Annotated in this window: 15 protein-coding genes; 6 read left to right on the top strand and 9 right to left on the bottom strand. The window is 56.6% G+C overall.

Annotated elements, in window-relative coordinates; all coding sequences use genetic code 11:
* Positions 1–23: 23 nt before the first annotated feature.
* The 3 genes from IG197_RS16865 to IG197_RS16855 form a co-directional block, all read right to left on the bottom strand.
* Positions 24–575: a DUF2924 domain-containing protein gene (locus IG197_RS16865; protein WP_192313562.1), complete on the bottom strand. Its 552-nt coding sequence runs from the start codon at positions 573–575 to the stop codon at positions 24–26.
* 23 nt (positions 576–598) lie between these two features.
* A complete protein-coding gene (locus IG197_RS36235) occupies positions 599–1,039 on the bottom strand; it encodes a DUF3489 domain-containing protein (protein WP_246765173.1) in 441 nt (146 codons plus the stop codon).
* Between the two features lie 168 nt (positions 1,040–1,207).
* Positions 1,208–1,474: a hypothetical protein gene (locus IG197_RS16855; RefSeq protein WP_192313559.1), complete on the bottom strand. Its 267-nt coding sequence runs from the start codon at positions 1,472–1,474 to the stop codon at positions 1,208–1,210.
* A 309-nt stretch (positions 1,475–1,783) separates the two neighbouring features.
* Here IG197_RS16855 and IG197_RS16850 point away from each other — a divergent pair, with 309 nt between their 5' ends.
* Positions 1,784–2,251, top strand: a complete 468-nt coding sequence (locus IG197_RS16850; protein ID WP_192313557.1) for a MucR family transcriptional regulator — start codon at positions 1,784–1,786, stop codon at positions 2,249–2,251.
* Between the two features lie 244 nt (positions 2,252–2,495).
* Here the strand turns inward: IG197_RS16850 and IG197_RS36825 are convergent, their stop codons facing one another.
* Complete coding sequence (locus IG197_RS36825) at positions 2,496–2,810, bottom strand: HNH endonuclease (protein ID WP_192313554.1); 315 nt, start codon at positions 2,808–2,810, stop codon at positions 2,496–2,498.
* Between the two features lie 487 nt (positions 2,811–3,297).
* Between IG197_RS36825 and IG197_RS16840 the strand changes: the two genes are divergently transcribed.
* A complete protein-coding gene (locus tag IG197_RS16840; RefSeq protein WP_246765172.1) occupies positions 3,298–5,001 on the top strand; it encodes an AIPR family protein in 1,704 nt (567 codons plus the stop codon).
* A 74-nt stretch (positions 5,002–5,075) separates the two neighbouring features.
* On the opposite strand, the gene IG197_RS36665 is transcribed toward IG197_RS16840, so the two are convergent.
* From IG197_RS36665 to IG197_RS16830, 3 genes are all read right to left on the bottom strand, one after another.
* Positions 5,076–5,207 carry a hypothetical protein gene (locus tag IG197_RS36665; RefSeq protein ID WP_256441217.1) on the bottom strand — a complete coding sequence of 44 codons (132 nt, stop codon included), beginning with the start codon at positions 5,205–5,207 and terminating at the stop codon, positions 5,076–5,078.
* A 155-nt stretch (positions 5,208–5,362) separates the two neighbouring features.
* Entirely contained in the window at positions 5,363–8,068 is a 2,706-nt protein-coding gene (locus IG197_RS16835) for a hypothetical protein (protein WP_192313551.1), read from the bottom strand.
* Positions 8,061–9,305, bottom strand: a complete 1,245-nt coding sequence (locus IG197_RS16830) for a hypothetical protein (RefSeq protein WP_192313548.1) — start codon at positions 9,303–9,305, stop codon at positions 8,061–8,063. Before IG197_RS16830 ends, IG197_RS16835 begins: the two co-directional genes overlap by 8 nt.
* An 894-nt stretch (positions 9,306–10,199) precedes the next feature.
* On the opposite strand from IG197_RS16830, the gene IG197_RS16825 reads away from it, so the two are divergent.
* From IG197_RS16825 to IG197_RS16810, 4 genes are read left to right on the top strand one after another with little or no spacing between them, the layout of a single operon-like run.
* Positions 10,200–11,570, top strand: coding sequence for a hypothetical protein (locus IG197_RS16825; protein WP_192313545.1), 1,371 nt, complete (start codon positions 10,200–10,202; stop codon positions 11,568–11,570).
* Positions 11,563–12,372 carry a hypothetical protein gene (locus IG197_RS16820; RefSeq protein WP_192313542.1) on the top strand — a complete coding sequence of 270 codons (810 nt, stop codon included), beginning with the start codon at positions 11,563–11,565 and terminating at the stop codon, positions 12,370–12,372. The genes IG197_RS16825 and IG197_RS16820 overlap by 8 nt, the downstream gene beginning before the upstream one ends.
* On the top strand, positions 12,369–13,634 hold the full coding sequence (locus IG197_RS16815; protein ID WP_192313539.1) for a hypothetical protein: 1,266 nt from the start codon (positions 12,369–12,371) through the stop codon (positions 13,632–13,634). Before IG197_RS16820 ends, IG197_RS16815 begins: the two co-directional genes overlap by 4 nt.
* Positions 13,631–14,737, top strand: a complete 1,107-nt coding sequence (locus tag IG197_RS16810; protein ID WP_192313536.1) for a hypothetical protein — start codon at positions 13,631–13,633, stop codon at positions 14,735–14,737. Before IG197_RS16815 ends, IG197_RS16810 begins: the two co-directional genes overlap by 4 nt.
* Positions 14,738–14,747: 10 nt before the next feature.
* Here the strand turns inward: IG197_RS16810 and IG197_RS16805 are convergent, their stop codons facing one another.
* Together IG197_RS16805 and IG197_RS16800 are read right to left on the bottom strand one after the other, a co-directional pair.
* The gene (locus IG197_RS16805) at positions 14,748–15,413 is read right to left on the bottom strand and encodes a thermonuclease family protein (protein WP_246765171.1); all 666 of its coding nucleotides are present in this window, start codon (positions 15,411–15,413) and stop codon (positions 14,748–14,750) included.
* Positions 15,414–15,720: 307 nt separating this feature from the next.
* Entirely contained in the window at positions 15,721–16,497 is a 777-nt protein-coding gene (locus tag IG197_RS16800; RefSeq protein WP_246765170.1) for a thermonuclease family protein, read from the bottom strand.
* Positions 16,498–16,569 lie beyond the last annotated feature (72 nt).

Below are 16,569 nucleotides of genomic sequence, written 5' to 3'. Positions count from 1 at the left end.
GCGGGAATGTCTGGAAGCGGTACTCATCGCGTTACCAGTCCGAAGAACCTTGGCCCCGACCAGTGGGTTCCAGTGATCTTGCGGGTGATTGCAGTCAGCGAAGAGTAGAGCTTGGCTTCGAAGACATAACCACCTTCGATCACGTCGACGACATGTGTTCGGCCGTTCCAGTCCCGGATCAACCTGGCTCCCGGCTGCACATCGCGGCGCTTCGGCTTCGACGAGCTATTACCGCCCGATCTTGTTTCAGCAGCTGGCGGCGGTTCGCTGCGACTTGTGCTGTGTCCATTTTCTGCAACAGCGTCGCTTGATCGGGTACCATCAGCTTGCTGGGCGAGCTGATCGGCACGGCGATCGGCCAACGTCTTGCTGACGTCCGCCATGGCGAACTTGAGGCGGCGGCGCGTCTCGGCGGAATAGCCGCCGAGACGTTTTGCTTGCAGATGCCAAGCGGCCGACCGGATCAGGAGTTCGCGGCGCACACCGGTCGGGGGCAAGCAGCCGTACTGTTTTTGCCAAAGGACACCAAGTGCGTCCCGCGAGAGGGTATCCAGTTCCGCAAGCTCCTGCTCCAACCTGCTATCCGCTCGCATGACGTTCATGCCGCCGCGGCGGTGTCATCGATGCGATAACGTCGCAAGCCGTCTTTGCTGGTCTCGCTCGTAAGGTTGAGGCCGAGCTTCTTCTTCACTGTTCCGGAGAGAAAGCCGCGCACCGAATGGGCCTGCCAGCCGGTGACCTCGATGAGCTGATGGAGCGTCGCACCCTTGGTCAGCCTGAGCTTCTTCAGCACCACATCTGCCTTCGTCTCGGTTGGCCGGGTCTTCTTGACCTTAGTCACTGACGTCTCGGAGGTAGGCGCGCCCTTCGGCATCGTCTTCCCACGCTTGGCCTGTGCCTTGCCTTTCAGAGTGGGTTTCGCCGCAGCGCTCGGGTTGGTGACTGCGCCCGCGCCTGCTGCACCCGTCGCAACATCACTGGCAGACTCTGCCCGCATGAACTCGATTGCATCCGAGGTCGAAGTTTTGGAAATGGCCATGGTCTTTCTCCGCAAATCACAGCGCCAAACCATTCGGCGCCGGTACTGACGGAAGCCCGCATCTGGCGGGCGCAAGACTTTTGGGCGACAGTGGCCTTCTCATCTCATCGGGGCAAAAGCGTCACCCCCGTCTTAAGCAATCATGCTTGCTTTGGCCTGGAAGTCCACTCAGGTTACCAGTCGGCGCTGCGCTGCATGCGCAAGGTTGAAAGCATCTCGCCAACTGCTCGTTGCCCGTCCAATTGCATCGCTGCCGACCTCTGCCAACACAGTAAGCGCAGTCGGCTCGATGTTGTCTTGGGAAGCCGCCAGGACCGTCAGATTTGAGATCACCGCATTCAGCCGTCGCAGCTCGGGCTCGATTCCAGACAGAATTGCGCGGAGGCGGACATCTCCGTCATCCTTCGGCTGGGTCCCTACATCGTCCTTCGGCATGAGTGCCTCCGCCATTGCGTTCGACGCCACACATGCTTGCTGTTGCCTGAAAGTCCAGCGGGAGATGACCACATTGCGCAGAACAAATGCTGATCCCCAAGGATATTTACCCGGGGTCGCACATCTTTGAGTTAATCACTATGCGCAAAGATACATTTTATCAGCTCACATCCGTTCTATGTTGCGAATGATAGCTCCATTATGTGAGTTTTGCCGCAAATTCTTTGGCTCAATTTCACTTGCCGATGTCAGCCACCTCTATTAGACAGCAGTCGTGACATCTCGAACATTATTCAATAAGGCTTGGCCATGTCCGACAAAATTGCCGAATCCGCAGTTCTGCTGCCCCTAACTGCAGATATTGTTGCTGCTTACGTATCGAACAATCCGGTGCCCGCTGCCGAGCTCGCAGGTCTGATCAACCAGGTACATCAGTCAATTCAGGCATTGTCCACTGGTTCGAGCACCGAACCAGCCGGACCAACCGAAGTCCAGAAACCAGCTGTCCCCATTAAGAAGTCCGTCACTCCGGATTACATGATCTCACTCGAGGACGGCCAGAAATACAAATCTATCAAACGCCACCTGATGACCAAGTATGGCATGACGCCGGCAGACTATCGCGCCAAGTGGGGTCTCCCGAACGACTACCCAATGGTGGCTCCCAATTACTCCGCGGCGCGGTCAGAACTGGCCAAACAGCTGGGACTTGGGCGCAAGCCGTCCAAGAACAAAAAACCGCCTGCCAAGGCGAGCCGCCCCGCGAAGAGTAAGTGATACGGACGCGGCCAACGAACAATCTGTGCTGGCTACTGGGGCCGGAATGCTTCGCGCATTATCAAGTGCAAGGGACGACGACTGCCCCGTGTCGGTGTCCGACGGCGACTCCGCGAGCATTGTGCAGGGAGGATGTCCTGGTCCGGGATGAGGCGCCTAGACCTCAGATTCTGCTCAACAGCTGCGCGCCCCAATCCTGTCATCCAGCTAGCCCAGCGAACTATGAAAAGCCGACATCCTTTCATCAAGAAAGAATACGGTCGGGCATCCAGCAGCGTACGTGCCATCGTCCTTCCGCAATCAGCGCTCTGACGTGGATGTAATAGGCCTCGGGGCTAAGCGGCACCTTTCGTCGGTGCCGCCGACTGTTGCAAAGCCAACATGCAGCCACGACATTGTCACGCTTATCTTTGCCGCCCTCGCATTGTGGCAGAAGGTGCTCAGCCGTGCATCTGCTGGAATCTATCCCATCGGCTGGTGACATGAGGCGGCCACAGTACCAGCAGTGACCGTCCTGTCGGTTGTAAGCGTCATCGCGCAGTCTTCTGAGTTTCGGCATGCCAACTTCCAAGATCGATGATGATCCAGAAAGTTGCCACAACCTGCATAGGCGCCCCTGCACTCGGCCGCCATTGAACGGGCAACGGACGGGGCATTGACCCGACCCTGATGTGTGCAAACACATGATAGCCCGGTTTCACCACCGCCTCAAGGACAGCCAGGAGAGATCGGGAGGTCGACAAAGCGCCTTTGGCAGCCGTTTAGTCAAACTTTGCCTGGGCTCGGAAGCAGGCGACCGTTCGGATCAGGCGGAATGGCCGCTACGCGCCCACTCCGGCCGTTCCTGTGCCCTTGCGACTTCCCGAAAACTGACATCACCGACCGGCAAGGCAGCGATCGACGTTGCACCGAAGCGTTCAAAATCGCCAGAACGTTCCTGGTTCCCACTTCAGCCCAGTAGTTAGGCTGAGGCGGTCCTACTCGGCACCCTTATATCTTGAAAACATGGTGAAAACTGTCGAGACCAGCTGTAGAAGTCGATCATAATGCGTAAAGCTTCAGTTATTTGGACGAGGCTTGAAATAATGCCAGCTGTTTCCCCTGTCGAATGGGACATCGTGGAAGCCCGCGTTCAAGCGGAGGTCACCAAATACGGTTTGGCGAACCCGTCCCGTGGTTTCCTCTACCTCGTGCTAGGCCAGTACTTTCCTGATCGGGCGACCGACTACCCCGAGATAATCGTAGACGGCGGAAATGATCTTGGCGTCGATGCTATCGAAATCCTAGAACGTGAAGACAGGGCCGAGATCCTCATTTTCCAAGCGAAACATCGAACTTCGTTGAAATCGACGGATCGGACCATCAATGACGGCGAAATCCTGAGGATCGCGTCGTTTTTGCATGCACTCTTCGAAAAGGAAGCGCGACTTGTTACAACTGGCAACGTTCAGCTTACGGAGGCCGTGACACGCATCTGGGAGCTTCACAGACGAGGCGTAATTTGCCGATATCGCGTCGTGTTCTGCAGCAATGGTAAGGGTCTCTCCGCATCTGCCCAATTGATTTTGGACAGCACGTTACAGTCGATGGGTAATGTCGACTACGAGGTCTACGGCCCCTTCGAAATTATGCGTGACATTGGTGCAGCCGGACGCGACCGTGAGATCGGAAACCTTCAGGTCGTAGGCAAGGAGGCGTTCGAAAGAAGTGACGGCGACATTCGAGGTGTTATCGCTTCAGTGGATGCCCGGTCGTTTGTGCAGCTCATCCAAACAGCTGACAAGAAATCGATCAAGAGACATCTTTTTGATGAGAACCTTAGAATATTCCTGGGAGCAAATGGTGGCTATAACAGCAATATTATACAGACAGCAGTTTCCGAAGACAGCCATCTTTTTTGGTATCTGAACAACGGCGTTACGATTACGTGCAAGGATTATGCCTATAACAAGGGCCATTCCAATCCAATCATCAGGATCGAAGATTTTCAGATCGTCAATGGTGCGCAGACCTCACACTCTCTGTTGGAAGCTTTCAGGCGTTCGCCGGAAGCGTTCGACAATGTTGTGTTGATGGTCCGGATCTACGCCACAAATCGAAACGATATTGCTGAACGGGTCGCCGTCGCCACGAATAGTCAGGCTCGTATTCAAGGGCGTGACCTGCGAGCAAATCATCCTGTGATGAAGAAGTTGGAGATCGGGTTTCAGGACCGGAGTTATTTCTTCGAGCGGAAGAGGAACATGCATGCTGATCGTGACCCAAGCAGAAGGATCGATGCATTGAAGCTTGGGCAAATCTTACTTTCGTATCAAATGGGAGAACCAGATCGCGCCAAGGCTGACTCGGATACGATATTCGGAGATCGTTTTCATCTTATCTTCCATGAACACTACAGTGTTGATGAACTTTGTCGGCTCGTCGAGCTATATAGACTGATTGAAGAGATGCGCGATAGTCATTTAGTGCAGCAACGGGATGCGATCGAGGCCACAGGCGAGCGACAGTATCTCATATACGGCCACTGGTTTGTGCTCTATGCCGCCCAATTGATCCTTTCAGGCAAGAATAAACAAATACCAATTGGAGAAGAGGCCCGCGATCTTGTCTTGGAGGCCTTGGCATTAGTCGCGAAAGCCTGTGCGAGCGTTAAAAGTACAGCCCAGTATCAGCTTTTCCGAAGCTCCAAGACCAAGGGCCGCATTATCGCAGAACTCGAGGGACGACAGATGAGCCTTTTCGATCTGTAATGTAACTCGACTTTGAACCGGAAGACGATACTCAAAATCTAGCCATGCCTGTCCGACTCGCCGCGCAAGCGCCCTCATTTCAGCCGTTCAGAACATTTCGCGATTTTTGCGAATTCCCGGTTGGCAACCGCCGCGGCAACGCGCGAAAACTCGCCGTCGAGCTTCTCCAGAACTTCATGGACAGTAATTTCGTCAGCGGTCGGCAAGCTCCCTGGAGGCGCCTATGCCAACGAAGAAGCAAGAGGCCGCTTGATGATCGGATGGACCAGAACTCCAAGCGCAAGACGCCAGACCAAGTCTTCTGCACATTCACGCAGGCGACCCACCTGGTCGGTGGCGTAGCGTCCCCGTCCGGCACTGGTCAGATCCGAGCAGCGGCCTCGTCCAGCACACATCGGAGCAGAGGCGAGAGGCTCAGCCTGAGGTTCGCGTCCCGACGCAGCTTCGCAGTGTAAGTATTAACCGAGGCAGCATTCGGGTCCAGGGTGATGCCGAGGCAACGCGACGCCAAAAGTAGGGCGGCGTCCTCTCCGCGGGGGCCGAGCTGGAGGCAGCGGTGGAGCAGTATGCGTAGCGAGGCGGCCGCCCCTTGATCCGCGCGCGACCCGATGGCGACTAGACGTTCACCAAGCGCCGCGTAGAACGCTTCTGCGCGCTCCTTCGCCACCGCGTCCGCGTCGATCGCGTCCGAAGTAGCCCCCTGCACGGCTCGCCCCGTTGACATGCCCTCGGCGAGCAGATGGTTGGCGGCCGCTGTCTCGAGTGCCTCATTGAGTTCCGCACCGGCACCGAGCCAGCGGAGGAGCTCGAGCGTTGCGAAGGTCCAGTTATGCACCGTCACGCGATCCGGGGTGCTGCGCGGTGGGACAGCAAAGCCGGCAAAAATTAGCGGCCGGGAGGCCGCCGATCGCCACAAATCATTCAGAGGGCTGAGCAATTGCCTTACCCTCGCGCGGAGATCGAGGGTCGTGTCGAGGTCATCGGCGATCTTGTCTCCATTCCTTGCGATGAGCAACAGCACCTCGTAGCCATTCTGTAGAGAGGGTGACGGCCTCGGTGATGTGGCCGACCGCAAAATCCGCTCGATTGCGTCGAGTGCTTCGTGGACGCCCGCCTCGCCCGCCACTTTGGGCGCTACGAGCAGCGCGTGGATGTTTTCCGTCGCGGCGCTCGACGACATTTCGCGCGCGCGCGCGCGGATTCCATTCACTACGGACTCGAGCTCCTCGGCGCCAATCTGTTCGCGTACCGCCGAAGGGTCGATGTCTCGCAGCAGGTAGAGAAGCGACGTGTGCTGCGACGCTGAGTTGAGCGCCAGCTTGACGAGCGCTGCCGACCGCAGGCGCTGGAACGCCTCGTCCTGTCTCGAAAGGGCAGATGCCGCGTCCGAGTCGAGAAGTCGCGAGGCAGCACGGGTGATAGGCCAGAATGCATCGTGCGGTAGGTCCTGGACCAGTTCCGCCGCCTTTCGGCACAATGCCTCAGCGGAGTCCTTGTCGATTCCGTCGACGAATAGCGCGGCAGCCTCAATGGCATCCGCCATCGGACGCGGACCAGAGCTTTGTCGAAACCTGTCGACGAGAGCGACGAGTTCGGGACCAATCAGTCCCCTGAACTCGGGGCGCTCAGTCGCGACGATCTTGAGCGACTTGAGCGACAGTCCACCAGTGTTTGTGCTGGACATGCCAGTGTGCTGGCCCAAACGGGCCGTGGACGCGAGGTCCGCCAGCATGTCGCGCGCGAGCTCCACCTTGTCCGCCGGTATCGCGAGCAGCCACTCGCGGCGAAGCGACGTCGCGACTAGCTCCCTCTCGATCCTGGTTCCCGGGCTGCGCGCCGTGGTGTCGCGCAGCTCGTCCAGCGTTGTAGGCGTGAGGTATGTTTCTACCAATCGTTCGCTCCACGACGTAGCGTCAGCAAGCTCCGTCCGCCCACTCTCGACGAGCAGCCTCACCCCCATCGCGAATGATCTGGGTTGCAGTTCGCGCCCCAGACTGGCTTCTACTTCGTCGATCACCGCCCGACCGTAATGCCCTTTCGTTTGCCAAGCAGCGGTGGTGCCGCCAAGAGCAGTCTGCCGACGGAGCTTTGCCCAAAACCATCGGTGGGAATCCTTGAACCGGCCGGTGGCGGCATAGGTCAGCGCGTGTTCGAGGTTGTGGGATTGCAGCAGGAGGGGCGCGGTGTAGGTGGCCGGGCGGCGGGCCGACCAGGCCGTCGAGAACGAACCACGGGCGGCACGCGCGTTCATGAGATCGAACGCGGCATTGAGCAACGGCAGTGGGGATCCATCGACAGTCGATTCAGACACAAGCGCTTCCAACAGTGCAGCGGCCTGCTCAGGGCCGTCGCGATGCCACGTGGCCATCGCGACAGACTGCGCGACAATCTGTCTGGTGCGGACGACAGCGCCTTCCCAGATACTGTCGTCGATCAGACGGTCGCCTGCCTGCAGGTAGCACTCGAGCGCAAGACCCCAGCAGTCGGCGTCCCCCAGGAGATCGCCGACGTGTTTCGTGAACAAGGCGCCCAGCAATGGCGGCGCGTCTTTCGTCGCCTCTTCGATCTGCTCCAGCCATCTAGTGGATGCGGTGCTGCCGACCCTCTGTCGCGCTTCTGCCATCGCAGTAACATAGGGTGCGAGACCCATGGTCCGGCCGCTGCCCTGGAGAGTAGGATCGAAACCGAAGTCGGCGGTTCCGAGGGACAGCGCCGTGATCAAGCTCCGCGCCCAGTCCGCCTCGTCGGCTCCGAGGCCGTCCGGCTCAACCAAGTGGACGTCATCGCCCCGCCATACAACCGCGAGGACGACCCGGGAGAGAAACGAGGCGAAGGCGTCTGGTACGTCCCGGGTGGCCAGAATCCAATCGGCCGTCGCCGGATTGCCGGCTGCCGGCGCCTCCTCGAACAGGTCGTTGAGCGTCCATCGTCCCGCACTGCTCTCAACGACAATCGCCGATAGCAACTCGCGGACGAGATCGGCGTCGAGGAGGTGGTGCACGACTAGCCAAGGTAGCGGTCGTGCCCGGAACTCGATCGCACGCGAATAGGCTGGCTGGTCAGGCATGCGTTGCTCCTATCTGACGCAGGCGGTCGTCGTCAGGCTCGGCCACCCAAGTCCTGACTTCCCATGCGACAAGGCTCTCGTTGGTACGCCATCGCGACGCCTCTCTTGGCAGGCGGTGAACGTCGAATGCTAGCATTCGGGCCTCCGACACGGCTCGCGGCGAGAACGGGTTAAGACCTGCAACGAAACCACGATTACTCCAGCTATTCAGGGCATCGTCGTCCGTTGTGGACCAAGTGTTGTTCACCGAGCTTTTCTTCGGACGTCCCCAGCAGGACACCGATACTTCGGCATCGCTGGCCGGGAAACCGGGAGAAACCGGGAGAAACGCGCCGGACAACCCACCTGGCTTGCCGGCCATTTCGCCGTAGTTAGACAAAATGAAGGAGGAAAAATGGTGCCGCGCTCGGTCCGGCCGTTCCGCTGCGGCCCTGAATGCGTCTAGGAATTGAACGTGCCACGCGCGATACGGGTCGCCGCCGTCAAGCGCGCCTTCCGACTGTGGCGTGCAGGTCGCGACTGACACCACATCGACGTGGTTCGGCGGGTCGGGAAAACACCGCGCGTGGCTCGTCACCGCCGGGATGGGCGGCGGCAGACCGCTGTCGGTGTCCAGGTCGAGTGCGTCGGAACAGATCAGCGGCTGAAGCGTCACCGTGCCGAAGCGCGGGTTGGCGGGGACCAACGTGATGAGGGTTAGCAGGTTCGCCTCGTGCATGTGGCGCTCCGGGAGCCGGTCGATCTCGAACTTCGATCTCACCAGCTTCGGATGAAGGCAGACCCGCAGCTTCGAGTCGGCGTCGACTGCCAGGACACATCCGAGATTGAAGGGCTTGTTCGAAGCCTGCCGGCCAAGCCACGATTTAAAGCCCGACAGATCCCTTAGACCCGGTTCCACAAGTGTTTCAAGGCGGTCGGCCAGCTCATGGGCTGCCGCCAGCGTGAATAGATGGTTCGATCCGCCGCTGTCGGGTCTGAGGCCAATGTGCAGACATCCCGACGGCCCCTGTCCCCGCAACGCGTCCGCAACAGCGACAATGGCCTCCGCCGGCGCGAACGCCTCAGGGAACGTCACCAAGTCGTATCTGCGCGCTGCAGGCTGGGTTGTCGCGTCGTCAAACCTGTCCCTCGGCACCGTCGCCGGATTCAGCAGCTCCTCCACCACCGCGTTGAGCAGCCTGACGTGATTGCTAGGCTCTAGGCGACGTGGCTCGACCACGCGAACTGCGAAAGGCAAAGAGTTTCTCTCTACGGGCCATCGCAAGTGGACGCCGTCGAAGGGACAGTTTGTCGATGTCATCTACTCAATCGTTGCCTGCGGTGCGATATCGCTGTCAATCTAGCAGTTGGTGTCGTCCGACTCCCCCCTATACCAATGACGGACATTTCAACCACTCGCAACGGTCGTGACAAGTCGTTTCCTAGAAAGAGACAAACGAGCCGTTCATAGGGCAAGTATGCGCCATGTAGTTCACAGCGTTGGCTATGAAGGTGGCCTAGCAGCCACGTCTCAAGCTGACAAAATCAGAATGCTCACCGAACCGCTCGGCTGCCCCTGCACGAGTTCTGAAGGCGGGAAGCGGGCCGTAGCGGTCGAAATGGGGTTGGCTGGTAATCAGAAGCTGTCTGTGCAGCTCTAGCTAAGAGCTGCCTGTCCGCTCCTGATGCAGTGGACGGCTCTCCTCCACCTTTCGGCTATAGCCGCAGGGCCAGAGCTGGAGGAGAGCTTAGATGGTCAACGCTACGACGATCGGTCTGGATATCGTGAAGTCGGTCTTTCAAGTGAAAGGTGTGGATGCAGCGGGCGCGGTTATCATTTGGAGGAAACTGATCGGGGGGGGGCTTGGGCTCTTCGAGAGTCTGCCCCGATGCGCGTCGATCTCAACATTAGCAACTGGGAGCGGACGGTGTGTAGCTGGGGACAGGCAAAATAACCCCTTAACACGCCGTCGAGCCTGATGCGGTGTACGGGCTGGCCGTATTTTCTCATGCAGTCTAGCCCGTTGCCAGTGCAAGATGACATGCTAATAGAACCCATTGGGTGCACTGCAGGGGGCAGGTTTTGGCGAGAGCTTTTAGCGGACTTAACGGGCTTCTTGAAAAATTTCGGGAGAGCAGCCACGACTACGTGGTGAATACCGAGATCTTTCCCAGTCTCGACGTCGAGCGGGTCACAAGAGACATGCAACTCGCAGAAGAAGGTGAAGCTCGTGGCGCGCAAAATCAGCCATCGAAAAGCGCCAAATCTTTGGACGATTTCGAACTTTCCATCGTCGGAAAGATACAGGATGCAAAGAATGCTGCGCATCATAACCTTGAAGACCAGTTGCATCTCTTTACAGAGAGGCTCGCCAGCCTCGACTTCCAAGGTCAGTTTTCGGATATCCAAAAGACAAGCGCCGAAGGCGTCTCGGACTTTAAGGCGGAGATCGTAAAGGGACGCAACGAGCTCCATGGGCTCCGGCGCGGGCTAGATGCTGCCGAAAAGGACTTTGACCATTTCCAAAAGACGCATCGCATTACACGTGCCCCTCGAGTGTCTGAGGGATCGGTCATGTTCTTCAAGATCTCCGTCCTCATCCTCGTATTTCTGTTTGAGGTTATCGCGAACGGCTTCTTCCTTGCTAAAGGGAGCGAGATGGGCGTTGTCGGCGGTATTGTCGAGGCGATAGCGTTTTCGTTCCTCAATATCGGCTTCACACTGATTCTAGCGCTATTTTGCGTCAGCCTAACGGCTCATAGGTCATGGTTCCTGAAGCTCATTGGCCTAGCTTCCATCCTCGTCTACGTGAGTTTTGCCGTTAGCCTGAATCTGTTGCTCGCGCACTATCGCGAAATCTCAGGAACCTTCTTCGATGAAGCCGGAGTGCAGGCAATCGCCAGGATGCGAAATGATCCGTTTGGACTCACCGACATCAAGTCCTGGCTACTATTTGGAACAGGCGTGATTTTTTCGATCATCGCGTTTATCGATGGCTGGTACCTGCGAGACCCCTATCTTGGGTACGCAGGCGTCCACAAACGCCTGATTGCTGCCCGCGAGAAATATGTGAACCGCCAAGAGTACCTGATCGACAATCTCATCGACGTTCGTGATGAGCACAACGAGAAGGTCGATGCCATCATCAAAAGCCTGAGCGGCCGACGCAGAGAGCACAATGCGATCATTGCGCACCGCTCAAAGATGCTTTCGCTCTTTACACAATATCAGGATCAACTCGAGCGGACGGCTAACATGCTTCTGAGGAAGTATAGGGACGCCAACATCAAAGCCCGCACGACTGACGCTCCAAAGTACTTTGACAACACCTACAAGCTCGAGCGAATTAAGCCCACACGCGCTTCCGATGCAGAACTCTCTGACAAAGATATCTCAGCTTCGATTACCAAGGCCCAAGCTGAGTTAACCGACCAGATCAAGAACATTGCTGCGGTCTGTGAAGGCGGCATAGACGAGTTCAGGGAACTCGACAAGCTTCATCCGGAGGCCACAAATGTCTAGGAAACGCAGACGGAAAAGCGGCGGTTCAGGGATGATCCTTGGCGGGGCGGCCATTCTGGCTCTTTCCGCGGGCCTCGGTGGCGGACTCATCTACCTCTATGTCAAAGCTTCAAACGCAACGAAGCTGGACCAGACATCACTATGCCCGACAACTGGCCCAATCGCAGTGACGTCGGTCCTATTCGATACGACCGATCCAATCACCAAAACGACCATGATTGACCTTAAGACCCAATTCAAGACTGTCGCCGAGGCAATCCCAATCGGTGGCTTGCTCGAAATATACGGTTTGACGGCAAAGCCAGGCGAACTCGTCAAAATGTTTGATGGCTGTAATCCCGGGGACGGATCCTCGGTTGATATCTGGACGCAGAATCCAGCACGCCGCCAAAAGCAGTGGGAAGATGCGTTCAACGAACCACTAGGGAAAGTGGAAAGCGAGATCGAGAACGGGCAGTCAGGCGATCAGTCGCCTATCATGGCCGGAATACAAATTATCAAACTGACCGTCTTCGACAAGTTCACAAATATACCCAAAAAGCTCATCGTCGCATCTGACATGATCGAACACACGTCACTCTATTCCCAATATAAATCAGGAATCGACTACGCCAATTACAAGTCCAGCCCAGCCTACACTGAATATGCGACCTCCCTCGTCGGGGTCGAAGTTACGCTTTGGTACGTAAATCGAAAAGCGAAATCGTTCAATAGTGCCGAACACGTGACGTTTTGGGCGAACTGGGTCGAGGGCAATGACGGCAGCTGGCAAAAGCCGTTGAAACTGGAGGGCATGAATTGAAAATCGACGCGCTAGCGAGGCGTTCCGCCCCCACGATCATTCAGAATTTGCCACTCATCGTTTTCGGCGGTTTCACTCTCATCGGGTGCGTTTTCATTGCGGTGTCGAAGCTTTCAGGGCTTAACCCGTTTATCTCAATGATGTTCCCGATCATTCTGATGCTCGGTTACCTTGGGCTATCCTGGTATTCGGGGCGCATACGCCTCCATGATGAGCAGACTGGCGACAATCTCTATTACATGGGTTTTCTGTTCACCCTCTCGAGCCTTGGGGTGTCGCTTTATCAGTTCACCTCAGACGGTTCGATGGACGATGTTGTCAGAAACTTCGGCATCGCCATCACATCAACAATCGTCGGCATCTCCCTTCGCATTCTGTACAACCAGACACGCCGAGACGTCCTCGACATCGAACGTGCAACACGTCACGACCTCGCGTCAATGACGAGGCGCGTGAGAGCGGAGCTGGAAAACACCTCGCGAGAGTTCGTCGATTTCCGTCGGGTCAACACGCAGATGATCACCGAAGGCTTCGACGACATGCTCCAGCACATGGAGCAGACGAACACGCAAGTCACAGAAACGGTGGGAAAGATGGCGGAAGAGGCCATCCGGCCCATGAAAGAGGCTTCGGTGAAGTTCGGCAGTGTGGCCGATACAGCTTTCGAGCAAATCGTTTCGAAGCTCACTGGGATCGTTCAGAACATAGAAAACGCAGCCAAGAAAATTGATGACGTCATGCTTCCTGAAGCCGTTATCAGGAACGAGTTCGCACCGATGGTGAAGGAGCTCAGCACGTCGATGCATGCCTACATCGCCAAGAATGAAGCCTCAATGACCGCGCAAAACGCTCGTTTCGATGCGGTTATGTCTGGCCTCGAAAAGGTAACAGATACGATGAGCAAGTCGATTTTGCTCATGGAAAAGGCGGTCGTAGCTTCTGCGAAGGTTCAGCAGAACACTGACAGTATGGCGCGCAAGCTAGAGCAGCAAAACAACGATATGGTTTCCGCTTTGAGCAGGGCGCTGGACGATGCCATGAAGGCCCAGGGCGCAGAAGAGCCAAGTGCGATTGGCACAACTGTAAACGGAACGCGCAAATCGGTGCCAGTCGTGCCTTTGACACCCACCGCGCCCACACCGCCACCACACGTCATGGCGAACGAGCCAACACCAATTGTAGAGCCATGGTCCCCACGTCCAACCGATGGGCAAGCTCCCAACATTGAAGGCAATGGCAAGAAGTGGTGGCCATTAGGATGAGCATTCAGGGCACTTCTGTCTCGAGCGAACAGCGTGGCTATGGTCGAGGCCTCATCCTAGGCCTGACGATGGCCGAGTCTATGCTGCTCCTCGTTTTCTGCCTTCTGCTAGCGGCTGGTGCCATCATCATCAAAGAGCGGAAGCAAGCCGACAAAGCCCTGCTAACTGCCTCTGATAAACAAGCACTGGAAATCGCTTTGGCCGAGGAGAAGGCGCTAACCATCCAATTGTCCGAGAAACTCAAGCACCTAAGCAGTGCGACTCCCAAAGAGATCGACGAAAGTTGGCGCGAGTTGGAGATCGCCAAACGGGATATTGACCAGCTCAAAGCAACTGGTCTCACTCTTGACGAGATCAACAAGCACGCCCCAGTCATCATCGAACTCAGAAATGGGGGCATTACGCCTGCCGAGGTGGTCGAAGCGTCTGCCGTGATCGAAAAGCTTCAAGAACAAGACTTGACTACGGGGGACCTAGAAAAGCTAACCGACGCAATCAAGCTTCTGCGCGAGAAGGTCATAGTCTCGACAGAAGTTGCAGCGAAGGAGCAGCTGGCCGAGATAATCAGGCAAGCTGAGGCCTTCAGAGCGACAGAAGGGGATTCAAAGCCACACGAATGGCCGCCGATTATCAACCTTAGCGAAACCAAGGACTATTTCTTTGAGAGCGGCAGCGCCTTGCTCAGTCCTGGTTTCAGGAAGTTGCTTGCTGAAGACACATCGCAACGCATCGCAGAAATTGCGACAAAGTACGAAGTCGATGTGATCGAAGTCATTGGCCATACCGATGAACAAAAGATCAATGGGGTCAGGTCAAACTTGGATGCCGAGATGAAAGGTATTCTCGATGGCACCACATCAGTCGGAAAGATGCGGCCAGGCGACAATGCAGGGCTTGGTCTTGCGCGAGCGATGGCCGTCGCCGAAGTGCTGAATAGCGTCCCTGAGCTTGAAGGTCTTACGATCCTTCCGATGTCTGGCGCACAACTCATCCTACCTGGGGACAGACTGACTGACGGGGCCCAAACAGGCGATGTTCAGGATCGCCGAAGAATCGAGATCAGGGTACGGAAGCGAAACATACCAGAACCGTCGCAGCCATAGCGATCCCCGCTTATCGCCAAGCAGGAGCTCTCCAGCCTGCATCCAAAGCTTCTCTCTCGCTGCAGAACCAGCGTTCGCCTTTGTCTACACTAACCTTCGTCCTATTGTACCAAGGGCTCCAAGGCGCGTGGTAGATGTTGCCGTTGGAAGAAATGTTGCCTTTGATGGGGCAGCCCTTTGGAGCTTCTTGTGCTGCAACCTGCCACTTCATGTCGCGGTAGTCCCAAGGAGCCTGGGTCTCGGCTTGCCAGACACCTAGTCCCTGCCCACGGGCTGACTCCTCATCTGAAGCGTAGTCGAGCGAGTATTTTCTGAAGGCCCAAGCATATCCCTCTGCGACCATGGTCTTATTAATGTCGGTCCCACCGGGGGTGAAACAGACTGCTAGGAGCCTGTCATAGCCGTCGTACTTTTTTCCTTTGCAGACAACGCCTTTGGATATCAGGTCACTAAGCCTATCCATGGCGGTATCGTCACAATCCCAGTTCTTGCCGTTTGACATCTTGCATCGCTGGCCAACCTCAGGCGCGTCGATGCCATGAAGCCTGATACTGACCATGCCAACTTTGATCGTGTCGCCGTCGATAATTCTTGCAGGTCCAGCGAAATCGCTAGCAATTGCGGGAAGAGAAAAAGAAAGAATAAATACGGCCGCCTCGAATAATTTACGCATCATTCCTCTATCAACATCCCATCTTGAAACAAGCTCTCATTAATATTGCTATTATTCCGGATGGCAATAGATGTTGTCGTAAACGTCAATGAATAATTCAAATTATAACATAGCGCGCAAAATTCGGATCATACCTGGCAGTTCTAACAAAAAATCGCACACCTGGACTCGCTACGTTTGATTGCGCTATCGCTTGGCTTGCGAGCATAATCGTTGAGACAAACAGCTGCCTTAAACAACAACCGAATGCGCACACAATATTCGTCACACAGCCGGGGACAATATAGCCATGGAACATGGCCTATCAAGATCATTGACGGGCGGGTCGCCAGCCGGCCTGTCGCGCCTGCGCTTCTGAACAGAACCAGCGCTCGCCTTTTGACGTGGCGATCTTGGTCTTGGTGTAAAATTTCTGGTCTGGCATGTGATAGATGCGATCGCCGTCGGCTGCGATGTTCCCCTTAATCCGACAGGATGACGACACCAGGCCATAGCTCGGTGTCGTCGTGGCCGGCTCCTCTGGCACAAGGACAGTCGCGGAATCAGCAGTCTCGCCTCGTTGTTCGGCGCGCCAGTCCCACGGCGCTTGGAACGAGCCCGACCAGACGCCAATGCGCTCTTTCTTGGCGGCGCTCTGATGAGATGCGTAGGTCCCATTGCTGTACCGCGGCCAGTCAAGCGCGTGGCCGTTGCGAGCCAGCCATTCAGCAACGTTCTTGCCATCAGCGCGGCGGCAATTGCCGACAAAGCGGCCATAGCGATCTCGGTCGACGAATTCGCAACGGGTCGGGGACGACTGTTCGAGATATTCAGCAAGGGCAGCCGCTGCGACTGCGCCGCATCGGTAGTTCATGCCGCTTCCATCTGTGCAGGTTTGGGCTGATTCAGGTGCGTCGATGCCGTTGATGCGTATACGTTCACCCCGGATCTCAATGGTATCGCCATCGACAACCGAAGCTCGGCCGACAAGCGGCTGAACTGGGATGTTGAGATGAGCAGACGGCCTCTGATCAAACCCGAAATAGCCTGTCGCTGCCGACAACAACATCAGCAGGCTCACTACAGCCGTCGATTTGGTACGGGCCAAGCTCCATCGCGGTCGCTTCGAGCCGGCTACCAATCTGAGTGTTCGAGGTGACAAGCGGTGCAAAGATCGCTT

Origin of the sequence: Aminobacter sp. SR38 (genome assembly GCF_014843375.1) — a bacterium.
GTDB classification, from domain to species: domain Bacteria; phylum Pseudomonadota; class Alphaproteobacteria; order Rhizobiales; family Rhizobiaceae; genus Aminobacter; species Aminobacter ciceronei.
This window is presented reverse-complemented; position numbering and strand designations above follow the sequence as displayed.

Bases quoted from the DNA above. Each gene is read 5' to 3' on its own strand.
- IG197_RS36235 (WP_246765173.1), bottom strand. From the start codon at position 1,039: ATGGCCATTTCCAAAACTTCGACCTCGGATGCAATCGAGTTCATGCGG.
- IG197_RS16855 (WP_192313559.1), bottom strand. From the start codon at position 1,474: ATGCCGAAGGACGATGTAGGGACCCAGCCGAAGGATGACGGAGATGTC.
- IG197_RS16850 (WP_192313557.1), top strand. From the start codon at position 1,784: ATGTCCGACAAAATTGCCGAATCCGCAGTTCTGCTGCCCCTAACTGCA.
- IG197_RS36825 (WP_192313554.1), bottom strand. From the start codon at position 2,810: ATGCCGAAACTCAGAAGACTGCGCGATGACGCTTACAACCGACAGGAC.
- IG197_RS16840 (WP_246765172.1), top strand. From the start codon at position 3,298: ATGCGTAAAGCTTCAGTTATTTGGACGAGGCTTGAAATAATGCCAGCT.
- IG197_RS16835 (WP_192313551.1), bottom strand. From the start codon at position 8,068: ATGCCTGACCAGCCAGCCTATTCGCGTGCGATCGAGTTCCGGGCACGA.
- IG197_RS16820 (WP_192313542.1), top strand. From the start codon at position 11,563: ATGTCTAGGAAACGCAGACGGAAAAGCGGCGGTTCAGGGATGATCCTT.
- IG197_RS16810 (WP_192313536.1), top strand. From the start codon at position 13,631: ATGAGCATTCAGGGCACTTCTGTCTCGAGCGAACAGCGTGGCTATGGT.
- IG197_RS16805 (WP_246765171.1), bottom strand. From the start codon at position 15,413: ATGATGCGTAAATTATTCGAGGCGGCCGTATTTATTCTTTCTTTTTCT.